The organism is Halomonas cupida, assembly GCF_900142755.1.
In the GTDB taxonomy this organism is placed as follows: Bacteria; Pseudomonadota; Gammaproteobacteria; order Pseudomonadales; family Halomonadaceae; genus Halomonas; species Halomonas cupida.
Genome location: NZ_FRCA01000001.1, coordinates 79,873 through 93,598, shown reverse-complemented (window position 1 = coordinate 93,598; position 13,726 = coordinate 79,873). Strand labels below are relative to the sequence as shown.

At 57.5% G+C, this 13,726-nt stretch carries 14 protein-coding genes; 8 read left to right on the top strand and 6 right to left on the bottom strand.

What is annotated here, in order from left to right; all coding sequences use genetic code 11:
- The first annotated feature begins 118 nt into the window (after positions 1–118).
- The 6 genes from BUE38_RS00400 to BUE38_RS00375 all read left to right on the top strand — a co-directional run bounded on the left by BUE38_RS00400 (position 119) and on the right by BUE38_RS00375 (position 6,178).
- A complete protein-coding gene (locus BUE38_RS00400) occupies positions 119–889 on the top strand; it encodes an IclR family transcriptional regulator (protein ID WP_143166154.1) in 771 nt (256 codons plus the stop codon).
- Between the two features lie 543 nt (positions 890–1,432).
- Positions 1,433–2,353, top strand: coding sequence for a dihydrodipicolinate synthase family protein (locus BUE38_RS00395; RefSeq protein ID WP_073433061.1), 921 nt, complete (start codon positions 1,433–1,435; stop codon positions 2,351–2,353).
- A gap of 47 nt (positions 2,354–2,400) precedes the next feature.
- The gene (locus BUE38_RS00390; RefSeq protein WP_073433060.1) at positions 2,401–3,366 is read left to right on the top strand and encodes a Bug family tripartite tricarboxylate transporter substrate binding protein; all 966 of its coding nucleotides are present in this window, start codon (positions 2,401–2,403) and stop codon (positions 3,364–3,366) included.
- Between the two features lie 53 nt (positions 3,367–3,419).
- The gene (locus BUE38_RS00385; protein WP_073433059.1) at positions 3,420–3,905 is read left to right on the top strand and encodes a tripartite tricarboxylate transporter TctB family protein; all 486 of its coding nucleotides are present in this window, start codon (positions 3,420–3,422) and stop codon (positions 3,903–3,905) included.
- 3 nt (positions 3,906–3,908) lie between these two features.
- Positions 3,909–5,453 carry a tripartite tricarboxylate transporter permease gene (locus BUE38_RS00380; RefSeq protein ID WP_073433058.1) on the top strand — a complete coding sequence of 515 codons (1,545 nt, stop codon included), beginning with the start codon at positions 3,909–3,911 and terminating at the stop codon, positions 5,451–5,453.
- The gene (locus BUE38_RS00375) at positions 5,450–6,178 is read left to right on the top strand and encodes a FadR/GntR family transcriptional regulator (RefSeq protein WP_073433057.1); all 729 of its coding nucleotides are present in this window, start codon (positions 5,450–5,452) and stop codon (positions 6,176–6,178) included. Before BUE38_RS00380 ends, BUE38_RS00375 begins: the two co-directional genes overlap by 4 nt.
- A 139-nt stretch (positions 6,179–6,317) precedes the next feature.
- On the opposite strand, the gene BUE38_RS00370 is transcribed toward BUE38_RS00375, so the two are convergent.
- The 6 genes from BUE38_RS00370 to BUE38_RS00345 all read right to left on the bottom strand — a co-directional run bounded on the left by BUE38_RS00370 (position 6,318) and on the right by BUE38_RS00345 (position 11,347).
- Positions 6,318–6,773, bottom strand: a complete 456-nt coding sequence (locus BUE38_RS00370; protein WP_200802118.1) for a GNAT family N-acetyltransferase — start codon at positions 6,771–6,773, stop codon at positions 6,318–6,320.
- A gap of 179 nt (positions 6,774–6,952) precedes the next feature.
- A complete protein-coding gene (locus BUE38_RS00365; RefSeq protein ID WP_073433055.1) occupies positions 6,953–7,819 on the bottom strand; it encodes a sigma-70 family RNA polymerase sigma factor in 867 nt (288 codons plus the stop codon).
- The gene (locus BUE38_RS00360) at positions 7,819–8,292 is read right to left on the bottom strand and encodes a carboxymuconolactone decarboxylase family protein (RefSeq protein ID WP_073433054.1); all 474 of its coding nucleotides are present in this window, start codon (positions 8,290–8,292) and stop codon (positions 7,819–7,821) included. Before BUE38_RS00360 ends, BUE38_RS00365 begins: the two co-directional genes overlap by 1 nt.
- 136 nt (positions 8,293–8,428) lie before the next feature.
- Positions 8,429–9,241 (bottom strand): 5-deoxy-glucuronate isomerase, encoded by an 813-nt coding sequence (gene iolB / locus BUE38_RS00355; RefSeq protein WP_073433053.1) that lies wholly within the window; start codon positions 9,239–9,241, stop codon positions 8,429–8,431.
- 60 nt (positions 9,242–9,301) lie between these two features.
- The gene (gene iolG, locus BUE38_RS00350; RefSeq protein ID WP_073433052.1) at positions 9,302–10,297 is read right to left on the bottom strand and encodes an inositol 2-dehydrogenase; all 996 of its coding nucleotides are present in this window, start codon (positions 10,295–10,297) and stop codon (positions 9,302–9,304) included.
- Between the two features lie 186 nt (positions 10,298–10,483).
- Positions 10,484–11,347: a MurR/RpiR family transcriptional regulator gene (locus tag BUE38_RS00345; protein WP_073433051.1), complete on the bottom strand. Its 864-nt coding sequence runs from the start codon at positions 11,345–11,347 to the stop codon at positions 10,484–10,486.
- Positions 11,348–11,586: 239 nt separating this feature from the next.
- On the opposite strand from BUE38_RS00345, the gene BUE38_RS00340 reads away from it, so the two are divergent.
- The gene (locus BUE38_RS00340; protein WP_073433050.1) at positions 11,587–12,522 is read left to right on the top strand and encodes a sugar ABC transporter substrate-binding protein; all 936 of its coding nucleotides are present in this window, start codon (positions 11,587–11,589) and stop codon (positions 12,520–12,522) included.
- A 73-nt stretch (positions 12,523–12,595) separates the two neighbouring features.
- Positions 12,596–13,726, top strand: coding sequence for an ABC transporter permease (locus BUE38_RS00335; RefSeq protein WP_073433049.1), 1,131 nt, complete (start codon positions 12,596–12,598; stop codon positions 13,724–13,726).

The window sequence follows — 13,726 nt, the reverse complement described above, 5'->3', positions numbered from 1 at the left end:
TGCGATCAATAATGATCTACATTAAATCAAATATAGTTGAATGGCGCACATTGTAAAGCCAGTATCAGCCCAATCAGCGGTTTTTTCTCGATAGAGTCAGGAAAGGGGAGGTAATACGTTGACTGAAAAAGGGAAAGTGGATCGTTTGATGGTCAAGAGTGTGGTGAAAGCGTTTCGAATTCTTGAAGTCTTCGACGCAGAACACCCCTCCATGAGCGTCAAGCAGCTGGCAGAACGCTGCGATATGGATCGGAGCGCGGCACAGCGCTTCATACATACGTTGATGCAGTTAGGCTACCTTCAACGTAATGAAGAGACACAGCTCATCGAGCCCAGCGTAAGAACGCTGGACATCGCGGCGCACTATCTTCATGCGCACCCACTGGTTGACAAGGTGCGCCCCTACTTGCTGAACCTGAGCAAGGAAACAGAAGGGTCCGTCAGCCTGACTATTCTGGATGGGCAGGATGTCGTCTATCTTTCCCGCTTGTTGAGCCGGAATATGTTGGATACGGATATCACTATCGGGTCACGACTTCCTGCATTCTGCACGGCTCCGGGACTGGCCATGCTATCGCAGCTGGAAGAACAGGAGGCTCTGACGGTTCTGGAACACACAGAGCGAAAAGCTTATACGCTGAATACCGTACATGAGCTGCCTGCCATCATGGAAAGATTGGCTCAGTTCAAGCGTCAGGGGTATGCATTATCGATAGAAGAGTACTTTCTCTCGGATATCTCAATCGCGGTGCCGGTACTGGACAGACGTAATCGCCCTAGAGCGGCCGTCAGTATCTCGATGTCTCGAGTGCGCAGCATTCCCGAGGAAGTGGAACAGAATCTTTCAAATCTATTGATCGCCACCGCACGACAACTATCTAGATTGTAATAAATCGAACCTTTTGACGACCGCTTTCTTGCAGGGGATGCGGCCGCAAACGCAACATCCTTCGCCTGCTTCCACCACTTACCATTGAGCCGGAAGTACTCAGTGACGGACTGGTACGGCTGGAAAGCGCGCTGGAGACATTACAGCCTTGACTGACGCACCATCACCAGCGTGGTCATGACGAGCACATTGCCGCAAGACTGACGCGCAAACCTATCCAAGGCCGGTCTCTCCCTGTCCGGCCCCCTCAGGCTTTCCCCCTCTCCCCCCAGCACCGTTCTTGATACCCCTCCATTCCGTCGGCAGCCACAGACTGCCGACTCTCGCATCAGCCGCTCTCCTTACTGACAACAATTTGTCATGTTGTAATAATACCTTAGACGTAGAAAATAAACGCAAAAACAACATAATATGCTGTTTTTAAAAGATAAAATAAGAATTCACGAAAAACCAACTTGTTTGACAACTTTCCATGTTGGAACCTAACCTTCGACATCTCAGGCGGTTGACAATGCTCAGCCCTTATCATGAAGGAGGGTTCCGATGTCCAAACAAGAATCACGCTCGCGAGTTGAACAGGCCCTGGCCGGGGTGTCTGGTGTGCATGTGACCCCGTATCAGGACGACGGTCGCATCAACCACCCGTTACTGAGCAAGGTGGTTGACGATATTGCGCAATCAGGGGTTCATAACATCGTCACGGGGGGGAATACCGGGGAGTTCTATGCCCTGACCCTCGATGAGATAGAGACCATCTATCGCCTGGCCGTCGACAGCAACAAGGGAAGAAGCGTGGTCACTGCCGGGGTTGGCCGCAGCCAGGCTGATGCCATCCACCTGACCCACGCAGCACAAGCGGCCGGCGTCGACGCCATCATGGTTCATCAGCCACCGGACCCTTTCGCGTCGCCGCGCATGCTGGCCTCCTACATCCGCGGCATTGCTGATGAAACGGACCTGCCCATCATCGCCTATGCTCGCAACCCGGGATTGACGCCTGACGACTTCGCCACCCTTGCCGACATCGACAATGTGGTCGCCGTCAAGTATGCCGTTCCCGACCCTCTGCGCATGGCCGAGTGCATACGAGCAACACAAGGCTCATCTCTGCTGTGGATCTGCGGATTGGCTGAAAGCTGGGCACTGCCCTTCTATGCCTACGGCGCCAGAGGGTTCACTTCGGGCCTGGTCAACGTCAATGCCACGCTCACCATGCAGTTTCACCGTGCGCTCGAAGACCAACGGTGGGAAGAAGCCCGCCGGCTGATCGATCTGATCGCCGATTTTGAAGACATGCGCACGCTGGAGCAGAACGGCACCAACGTCACGGTCGTAAAGGAAGCCATGCGTCTACAGGGAAGCGACGTCGGCCCAGTTCGCCCGCCTGGCGTGGACCGGCTACATGCCCCACAGACTCAGACGCTGGACAACATCCTCAAGGGATGGGCATCCACTCAGGTGTAACCCACCACTCGACTTCCAACAACATCAACAAACATGGAGATTCGTGCATGCCAACTCACAAGATCATGAGCCGGATGTTCTGCTTTCTGGGTGCCTCTCTGCTGGCATCATCCGCTATCGCAGCAGACTTTCCCCAACGAGATATCCGTTTGATCGTGCCCTGGGCTGCCGGAGGTGGTACCGATGGCATCTCGCGCAAGATAAGTAATCTCGCCGAACAGAACCTGCCGGTTTCCATCTACGCCGAAAACATCACCGGTGCTGTCAGCGCGACAGGGCTCACCCAGATGATGCGCTCCCGCCCCGATGGCCATACGCTCAGTGTGCTGACCTACGACAGCGTGATTACCGTGCCACGCGCCGAGCTGGTGCCGGGCTACTCCCTCGACAAGATGACCCCCATTGCGCGCATCACTCAGGAGGCCGATGCCATCGTCGCTTCCAGACAATCCGGGTTCGAGAGTCTCGAGGAACTCATCGAAGCTGCCAAGGCCGAACCGGGCACGGTTCGCATCGGGGTCATGCCGGAGGGGTCGGGCCCATACCTTGCCGCACGCCGCCTGGAGAACATGACCGGCGCAGACTTCAACATCATTACCTACCCGGGTGCCGCCGCTGCCGAATCAGAAGCCTTGCTGTCCGGCGAGATCGATGCCGCCATCGCAAGCCTTGGAGATTTTTCCGGCTTGATCGAGTCTGGCGACGTGCAGGGCCTGGCGGAGCTCTCTTCCGAACAGAACCCGACCTATCCGGACGTGCCACCGATCAGCGAAAACGGTATCGACCTGGAGTCCGGCAGCTTCATCGTTCTGGTGGCTCCAGCCAATACTCCCGAGGATGCCATTCAAACCCTGGAGACTGCCTATCAGGAGGCATTCGACAGCGATGAATTCCAGCAATGGGTATCGCGGATTGGTGTTACCCCAAGTTGGCTGGGGTCTGACGAGGTTGATGATTGGATGCGTGCTCGTCAGGAACAGGTGTTCGCGCTAATGGACGAGCTGGAACTTTAATTCACGCAGCCAGGCCTCCGCTCCGGGAGGCCTTTCCATCAGGGTGATCCATCATGAGCCAGTACAAGATCAACAAATTATCTGAGGTCGCTTTTCCCGCTATATTGGTCGCGACCTCTCTCGGGTACCTGATATATTCGCTTCTGCTTGGGGCGCCGATAAGCGAGGGACTTCCCAGCCCTTTATTCTTTCCAACGGTGCTGGGAGTTGCGGCTCTCCTTCTGTCGACAACCCTCCTCTATAGAGCCATTCTTTCCTTCAAGGACAGCTCCCTGGAAACATCGAAGAAAGAAGCGGCGACGAAGGAAACAACGAAAAGACCAGCACTGATCGTCATTGCAACCATTGCATACATATCGATATTCAGTCACGCCGGATACATCATTTCATCATTACTCTATATCTTCGCCATCATTTCCATTTTCTCTAATCTCAGAAGACCGCTCATAACAGCATTGGGAAGCATCATTATAACAACCATGGGGCTCGTTGTTTTTGAGCACATATTCCGCATCCGACTGCCAGGCATTCTGGGGTAACATATGGACTTCACGCTTCTCGTTTTCCGTAGCTTTTCAGAATTGTTCAACCCCATCACTCTGATATATGTTGTATCGGGTTTTCTGATAGGAACCATCTTTGCAGCCATCCCGGGCCTGACAGCGACCCTGGCCCTGGCCCTATTGCTGCCTCTGACATATAGCCTGGATATCACCACAGCCTTGATGGCCTGTGCCAGTATCTACATGGCTGGCATGTGTGGTGGCAGCATTACCGCAACGACCATCAACATCCCCGGGGCTCCATCAGCCATGATGACGGCGCTGGAGGGGTACCCCATGCAGCAACGCGGACAGGGTGCACAGGCTCTGGGCCATGCCTCACTGGCCTCCATGATCGGTGGCGGTATCGGTGCACTGCTGCTGATCGTGCTCGCCCCCTTCGTTGCTCAAGCGTCTCTGCTGGTACAGACCGCCGGCAAGTTCTCGCTGATCGCCTTTGCCCTGATTGTCATCGTCATCGCCCAGCGAGGCCGCGTTGTAAAAGCCGCCATGGCGGCCTGCCTTGGCCTGATGCTGGCGACGATCGGCCTCGACAGCATGGTTCCCATGGCCCGCTTCACCTTTGGGACAGAGGCCCTGACGGCGGGCATTGACCTGATGCCTGTCATCATCGGCACCTTTGCCATCAGTGAATTGCTGATACAGGCAAGCGCCGTTGCCGAACACAACCGGCTGCGCCGCGAGGTCCTCCAGACTCCCGCCATCCGCCGTCGGGACTTCGTGCCTCCGCTGTCCTCGATTCGCGAAATCGGTATCTGGTGCTACCTCAAGTCATCATTGATTGGCTATGCGGTCGGCACCTTACCGGGTGCGGGTGGCTCCATGGGCAGCTTCCTGGCCTATGCCGAAGCCGTACGTACCTCTCGCGAACCCGAGCGATTCGGCAAGGGCAACCCTCAAGGTATCGCTGCAGCGGAGAGCGCCAACAACGCGGTCTGTGGCGGTGCCCTGGTGCCCATGTTGACCTTCGGTATTCCAGGCGATCCCATTACAGCCATTGTGCTCGGGGTACTGATCATCAATGGCATTCAGCCGGGCCCTCAGCTACTGACGGATCAAGCGGGGCTTATCGCTCCAATGCTGGCCTCACTCCTGTTCAGCGCCATCGTGCTCATCCCACTCACGCTGTTTCTCATCGGCCCCTACTTCATCCGTATCGTCTCCATACGCAAGGACATGCTGTACGGCACAATCGCCTTGCTTGCCGTGGTTGGCAGTTATGTTGCCACCTACTCGGTGTATCAAATGGGCTTGACCCTCGCGCTTGGTGTTCTGGCCTACTATCTCCGCAAGCATGACTATCCAGTGGTTACACTATTGCTGGGTTTCATTCTGGCACCGAGCCTGGAGGAGTTCCTCAGAAGATCTCTGGCACTTTCCCATGGTGACCCATCCATTTTCTTCACCAATATGGACAGCCTGTTCTTTATTGTACTGACCGTAATCTTTGTCTACTTCCTCGCCATAAAGCGTCCAGTTCAATATAATTCTGACAACAAAAGCACTAGTGGAATTTCCAAATGAAGCTTGATGAAAAAAGCATTCTCGGGACACCTCCCCGAAGAGAGAAACTGGCCGATAAACTTTACGGAAAGCTTATGCAGGCCATCATTGATGGCCAGTTCAAGAAAGGCGAGAAGCTTCCTTCAGAGCACCGCATATGTCAGCACTACTCGGTTTCTCGCCCTGTCGTGAGGGAAGCACTGATGCGTCTGCAGGCCGATGGCATCATCATTTCTCGCCAGGGGTCAGGCAGCTTCGTTCAGCGTATTCCGCCCGCCGGCCTTATTCAGTACGCCGATGCCTCGGATGTATCTCTGCTTCTCAAGAGCTACGAGGTCCGAATCGCGCTGGAGTGCGAGTCCAGCGCGCTGGCAGCAGAGCGTCGTAATGAAGGTCAACTGATCCAGTTACGTGACGCTCTCAAGGGGATGGAAGAAGACTTTTCTCAAGGCCGTATCGCCAGCGAGGCAGACTTCACATTCCATATGGTTATTGCAGAAGCCACCGGAAACGATATGTTCCCGAGCATTCTCGAGTCCATTCACATGGACATCGAGAAGGCAATGACCATGGCCTTGAGCATCACGAAAAGCGCCAGCCAGGAACGCATCGACCGGGTCATAGGAGAGCATCGCATGATTCTGGACGCCATCGAGCAGAGAGACAGCGACGGCGCTCGACTGGCCATGCGTCACCACATCAACCGAGTCCGCAAACGGGTCACGGACAACCTCAGTGACACGTGACCGAACGGTACTTGCCGGTAAAGCTCTGGCAGGATGCTTCATGCAGACACAAGCCGTGTTGTGTCATCTCCGACCAACCATCACCGTTGGCGAGAATATGGCCGCTGCGGGCAATGGAAAACAGCGATGGGAGTGAGCATCAGTCCTCGACGGGCCATGTCTCGGACAGGACCTTTTCATAGCGCCAGACTTCAAGAGGAAAGACGCCATCAGAGATCGGCAGGTGGATAACCACATTTCCGGTACGCTGCCAGCCATTCTTCCTGTAGAACCCCGCTGCCCGCTCATTGCCTATTGCACATACCAGCCAGGCCACCTGCACCCCGAGATTTCCGAGACTCGCTTCTGCATCAGACAACAGTGCGGTTGCAACCCCAGTGCCTCTCGCACATTCCGAGACAAACAGTTGATCAACCCCACCCTCCTTGATGATGCACAGACCAAGAGGCCTGCCAGGCGGGCCTGCGACTCGCACACCGGATAGCGTCGATTGAAGCCGGCTCCTGAAGCTTTCCAACGTCCGGTGTCGAACCAGCGCTTCCGGCAGAATAGCGGCATGGGCATCGCGCCAGCTCTCATACCAGAGATGGGCCAAGTGGTTGAGCTCTGTCTGTTCAGCCGTTCTTATGTCCATCTCACCGCTTGACCGTAACCTTCGCGTGCCCCGGGGAAGCCGGACCTCAGGTCTCAGCGCAACTGATCGCAGCGCCCTGCAACCTCATCGTGATGGCCTGTACCGGTAACGGCCATGCATGTCCTGCGTGATGATGAAATCTAGTGTAGATGCCTCAGCTTGTCAGGATTTCTCACCACATAGATAGCAGTGATCCTTCCGTCTTCGATATCCAGCGCCGTCGTCTGCAGTTCGCCATCGGCCTCGAGCGTGATGAATCCCGGCAGTCCGTTGACGAACCCGGCACGCACCAGTGTCGAGCCGCTCTCCCGGAGCTTGACCGCCAGACTTTCGTGGAACTTCATTACCGCCTCGAACCCAAGAATCGGCTCGGCGGCTGCCGGACGCTTGCCCCCGCCATCGGCGTGCACACTGATATCGTCGGCCAGCATCGCTCCAAGCGCCTGCATATCGCCGCTGCGCGATGCGGTAAAGAAAGCCCTGGCCAGTTCGAGACCTCGATGCCGGCTCACCTGATATCGCGGCCTCGCCTCACGAACATGAGTACGCGCCCGGGCAGCCAGCTGGCGGCAGGCCGCCGCATCACGCTGGATGGTCGTCGCGACTTCCTCGAACTCCAGCCCGAACACATCGTGCAGCAGGAAAGCCGCTCTCTCGAGCGGCGAAAGACGTTCCAGTGCCAGCATCAGCGGCAAGGTGACGTCTTCTTCCTCCTCTTCCTCCTCTTCCTCCACGACAGGCTCAGGGAGCCAGGGACCCACATAGGTCTCGCGCTGGTGTCGCGCCGATTTGAGCTGATCCAGGCAGAGCCGTGTCACCGTGCGGCGTAGAAACGCTTCAGGTTCCAACACTTCCCCACGATCGACCTTCATCCAGCGGATGAAGGCCTCCTGCAGAATGTCTTCTGCATCGGCGACAGAGCCAAGCATGCGATAGGCAACACGCATGAGTGCTGGACGCAACGCAGCGAAACCTCTACCTGCATCCTCGTGTCTGACATCTGTCATCAGGCGCTGACCCTGGTTGCTGAGGGTTTCACTTCAGAAGGATCGACCCAGATGCCGAACCCGGTGGCGACGCGGTTCCAACCATTGATGACACTGATGATCAAGGTAAGCTTCACCTGCTCCTCCTCACTGAATTGTGCCTGCAGAGCCCGGTAGGCACTTTCCCGCTCATGCCCCTCCGAGAGCCGAGTCATCACCTCGGTCCAGCCAAGTGCAGCGCGTTCACGGTCCGTATAACAGGGTGCCTCTCGCCAGGCCGAGAGCAGATTGATGCGCTGCTCGGTTTCTCCATTCTCGCGTGCAAACACGGTATGCAGGTTGAGACAGTTGGCGCAGCCATTGATCTGGGAGGCACGGATCTCGACGAGCCCGACAAGGGTCGGCTCCATGCTCTCATTGATGGCAAGCGATATCGTCTGCCAATCCTTCATCAAGGACGGAGCGGCGGCAAAGGGGTTGAGTCTGGCGGTCATGGTTCGTCTCCTTCAGTGGGTTTCGATACATTCAGAGCGTGTCGATACCATGACGAGCGAGCGGCCGCCGATGTGACATCAGCGACCACTCTTCCACGACTTTTCACCTTCGACTTCTGCTACCTCTCCTCCCGCGTCAGTCTGCCCGGGGCTTGACGATCCACTCATGCGCCGGATCGTTCTGGAACTTCCACTGGCGTTTGGGACCCGCCATCACATTGAGGTAGTAGAGTTCGTAGCCATGCGGGGCCCCGACGGGATGATAGCCACGCGGGACCATCACACAGCAGCCATCCTCCACTGCCATGGTCTCGTCCAGCGAGCGATCATCGGTATAGACCCGCTGAAAGGCGAACCCCTGGCAAGGATCCAGACGATGATAGTAGGTCTCCTCGAGGATCGATTCGTCGGGAAGGTTATCCACATCATGCTTGTGAGGCGGATAACTCGACCAGTTGCCGGCCGGAGTGTAGACCTCGACCACCAGCAGGCTGTCGGCAGGCTCGGTTTCCGGCAGAATATCCTGAATATGGCGGGTGTTGGTGCCACTGCCGCGGGTACTGCACTTCACCTGATCGGGAGCAATCAGGCGCGGCTGGTGGCGACCATGTCCCGGCGCACTGCAGACCGCGAGTTCCAGCTCGGTAGTGGCCTCGACACGATAGCTCACACCATCCGGCAGGTAGATGGCGTAGGGCGGGATTCGCTCGAAGATGTCCATGCGCTCGCCGATATCCTCCCAGCAGTGCTCACCGCAGCTCACCGTTGCACGGCCGGAAAGCAGCACCAGACAATGCTCACGACCTCCGGTGCTGACCTCCAGACACTGGCCACGAGCCAGCTTTTGCACACGGAAGCCGACATGCTCCCAGCCGGCAGACTCCGGAGTCACTTCCAGGACGGTCCCCTGCTCATCAGGCGGCGAGGGTCGAACCAGTAGCGAAGTCATTGCTGTCCTCCCTTGAGGAAATGCTGAATAAATGGATGGGGTCGATGGTGCGGTGAGTTGTCATCCAATCTCGTCAAGGCTCACAGGCCGCCGCTCCAACAGCGACAACTGCGCCGCATCCGCCAGCCGCAGGGCCTCCAGACCGTCCTGAGCACCGGCAAGGGGAGCACGCCCCTGCTGCCAGGCGTCGACGAAATCATTGATCTCTGCGCTGTATGCCTGGGCATAGCGTTCAAGGAAGAACCACTTCGGCTTTTCCTCCACCTGTCCAGGCTCTCCGGTGAAGCGCAGACGAGTCTCGGTCTCGTTGCTGGCCTGAAGCATACCAGCGCTGCCGAAGGCCTCGATGCGCTGATCATAGCCATAGCAGGCACGACGTGAATTGCTGATGTGACACAGTCGGCCGCTGGCGGTGACCAGCGTCACCATGGCGGTGTCCACATCACCGGCTTCGCCGATCGCTGGGTTAATCAGACAACTGCCCTGAGCCTGTACCTGAACGATGGGTTCATCGAGCAACCAGCGGGCCATGTCGAAGTCATGGATCATCATGTCGCGAAACAGGCCGCCGGACGCCCTGACATATTCCGCAGGAGGCGGTGCAGGGTCTCGGCTGATGATGATCAATGACTCCATATCACCGATTCGGCCGTCGGCCACGGCCTGCTTGAGAGCTGCAAACTGTGGATCGTGGCGACGATTGAAGCCCAGCGCACAGGTCACCGGGTGCTCCTCCAGTATCTTCAGTGCCTCGCGGGTGCGGGCCAGGTCGAGAGCAATCGGCTTCTCGCACAACACCGCCTTGCCGCTCTGCGCGGCCCGTTCCAGATAGTCGGCATGGGTCGGCGTGCTGGATGCAATCAGTACCGCGTCGATGCCGTCATCCTCGAAGATGGCATCGGCGCTGATGGCTCGTACACCATACTGTCGTGCCAGAGACTCGGCAGCCTCGGCATGGACATCAGCCACGGCAGCCAGGGTGACCTCAGGATTGAGGTCGATGGTTCGAGCATGCACCTTGCCGATACGTCCGGCACCGATCAAAGCGAGTCTCATGCGATAGTTCCTCCAGCCGATGTGGGGTTGATGTCGTCATCTGTGATCGACGTAGTTGTAAATGACTGACGTAGCTGTAAATGACTGATATTTTTATAAATAACTGATATTTTTGTAAATAATTAGCGCTGTCAGTAACCCGTGCTGTCAGTGCCAGGTTGTTACAGGTAAATGTTGTTACAGCTATCAGGCGCGTTCCTCGTCCCCGGGTCGGGAGGACTGTTCCTTTTCCCTGTCCTTTCGCATCCCCAGGGCAATGGCCAGGCTTTGCGTCAGGCAAAGCGAGGCAGCCAGCCCTCGGAAACTCCTGACCTCGGCCTCATGGACAACCAGTACCACATCGGCAAGGCGTGCCAGCGGACTGAGGCTCGAATCCGTAATCACCACCGTCGGCACGCCACGACTTCTGGCCTGCTCGGTCGCCAGGAGGCTTTCCTCGGCATAGGGTGAAAAGCTCACTGCAATCAAGGCATCCTGCTGCCCGATCGCTCGAATCTGTTCGCCATACATTCCCCCCAGCCCGTTGACCAGAAAGGCAGGCTTTTCGATGTGGTGCAGCGCATAGGTCATGTAGTTCGCCACGACGAAGCTGCGCCGAGCGCCAAGCACATGGATGGCGGAGGCTTCATCGAGGATATCCAGCGCCTGTTCCAGCCCCTTGGGGTCAATACGCCCCGGTAACTGCTCCAGGGCATCGCGATTGGCCTCCGCGAATTCCCAGAGCAGTTGAGTGCTGTCCGGCGTCTCACCGGTCGCGGAGCGCACGGCGCGGATCCGCTCGGTGTAATTGGGCAATTCATCCACCAGGCGAGAACGAAAGAGCTGCTGCATCTCCGAGAAACCCTTGAAGCCACAACTGTTGGCAAACCGGATCAAGGTCGAAGGCGTCACTGCAGCGTCCTGCGCCAACCTGGCGACAGTGGCAAAGGCCACTTCCTGAGGATGATCGAGTAGAAAACGCGCCGTCTGTTGCAGGCGGCGGCTCATTGACGGGTAGTCGGCCGTGATACGTGCTTCGAGTTCCTCGAAGCTCTGAGGTGTCTGACTCATGGAAAGCTCCTTGCCGTTGTCATGTCATGAGAGGCCGACTCTCCTGGCTCCCGAAAAACCCGAGTCTCGAAAAACCTGACCCTGCCTTGAATAGCCTAGCCATTATGGAACAAACATTCCATTCATACAAAAGTATAGAACAATTAATCTGTCGTTTTCACATACTGGAATCTATATTTCATTCTGCCTGCGCGATTTGCGCACTCGACACCACAACGACAATCACGAGGACTCTACTCATGGCACGTCTTTCTCACTGGCTACTCGCCTCGACCGCTGCTGCCCTGATGGCCGGGTCGGTACAGGCACAGGACAGCAATCGCTTTGTCATGGTCACTCACGGCGTCCCCTCCGATCCCTTCTGGTCGGTGGTCAAGAACGGTGCCGAGGATGCCGCCGAACAGGTGGGCGCCGAGCTGGAATATCGCGCTCCTTCGACCTTCGACATGGCCAAGATGCAGCAACTGGTCGAGGCCGCCGTCGCTTCAGATCCTGATGGCCTGATCGTTTCCTTTACCGATGAGGATGCGCTGGGCGGTATTGTTCAGCGAGCCGCAAACAACGGCATCCCCGTCATCACCATCAACTCCGGTGGTGACGTCGCTCGCAATTACGGTACCCGTCTGCATATCGGACAGAGCGAGTACGAGGCCGGCAAGCAAGCTGCTGAACGAATGCAGGAGATGGGCGTGGAGAAAGGCCTCTGCGTCAATCATGAACAGGGCAATCAGGGTCTCGACCAGCGCTGTGACGGCTTCATCGAAGGCTTCGACGGTAACGCCGAACAGTTGGCCACCACCCATGATCCGGTCGAGATCCGCAATGCCATCGTGGCCTACCTCAATCAGAACAGCGATGTGAAGGGAATTCTTACCCTTGGCACCCTGGCCTCCGAGCCAATGCTGCGTGCCATGCGCGATCAGGGAGCCACCGATATGTTCACCCTCGGCACCTTCGATCTTTCCCCCAGCATCCTCGAGGCTGTGGATGCCGGTGAGCTGGACTTCGCCATCGATCAGCAACAGTACCTCCAGGGGTACCTGCCGGTAATGTTCCTCGACCAGTACGCCAGGCACGGTCTACTGCCCGCCGGTGACGTACCGACCGGCCCCGGCTTCGTGACTCAGGAGAATGCCGCCCAGGTCATCGAGCTGAGCGCACAGGGTATTCGTTAGTTTTTCACTAACAGTCCATCACTACCCAAAGGGCCCGGCGCGCTCGACTGCCCGGGCCCTGGAGTCAACCATCATGCAATCCAATACACCTCCCCAATCTTCTACGCCAGTCGCGGAACAGCAGGATGAGCGTATACAGCGAGTTCCATTCTGGAAAAAGGCGCTGAGCCGCCCCGAACTGGGTGCTCTGGCCGGCACCGTGCTGGTACTCGCCTTCTTCATTGTCTCCTCCAGCGGGACAGGCATGTTCACCCCGGCAGGCATCGTCAACTTCCTCGAAGTATCCGCTCAACTGGGGATCATCGCCACGGCCGCCGCACTGCTGATGATTGGCGGCGAATTCGACCTCTCCATCGGCTCAATGATCGGTCTGGCCGGTATTCTGATCGCCATTCCCGCCGTGGAATATGGCTGGCCACTCTGGGCGGCGATGCTGCTGGCCTTCTCCTGCGCGGCCCTGGTGGGTTGGATCAACGGCAATCTGGTCAACAGAACCGGGCTGCCGTCCTTCATTGTCACCCTGGGGTTCCTGTTCATTCTGCGTGGCATGGCCATCGGCATCAGCCGCCTGCTGACCGGTCGTACCCAGATCGGGGGGATTCATGACCATATGGCCGGTGACTGGTTTGCCGCGCTGTTCTCGGGAGAAGTGGCTACCGGTCTCTTCGCCTGGATGGCCGGCCAGGGATGGATCGCCACCAACTTCGCCGGCAACCCGGTGGTCACCGGCATTCCGGTATCCATCGTCTGGTGGCTGGGACTCACCGCCGTTGCCACCTGGGTGCTGCTCTGCACCCCCTACGGCAATTGGATCTTCGCCAGTGGCGGAGACGCCAATGCGGCACGCAACTCCGGCGTTCCCGTACATCGCGTGAAGATCTCGCTGTTCATGTTCACGGCCCTCTCGGCCACTGTCTTCGCCTGCCTGCAGGTGATGGACACCGGCTCTGCAGACACCATTCGCGGCCTGCTCAAGGAACTCGAGGCCATCATCGCGGTGGTTATCGGCGGAGCCCTGCTGACCGGCGGCTATGGCTCCGCCATCGGAGCAGCACTCGGCGCACTGATCTTCGGCCTGGTGCAGATGGGCATCTTTTATACCGGCGTGAACACCGACTGGTTCCAGGTCTTCCTCGGCGCAATGCTGCTGATAGCGGTGCTGTTCAACAATTTCATGCGCAAGAAGGCAATGGAGGCCAAGTGA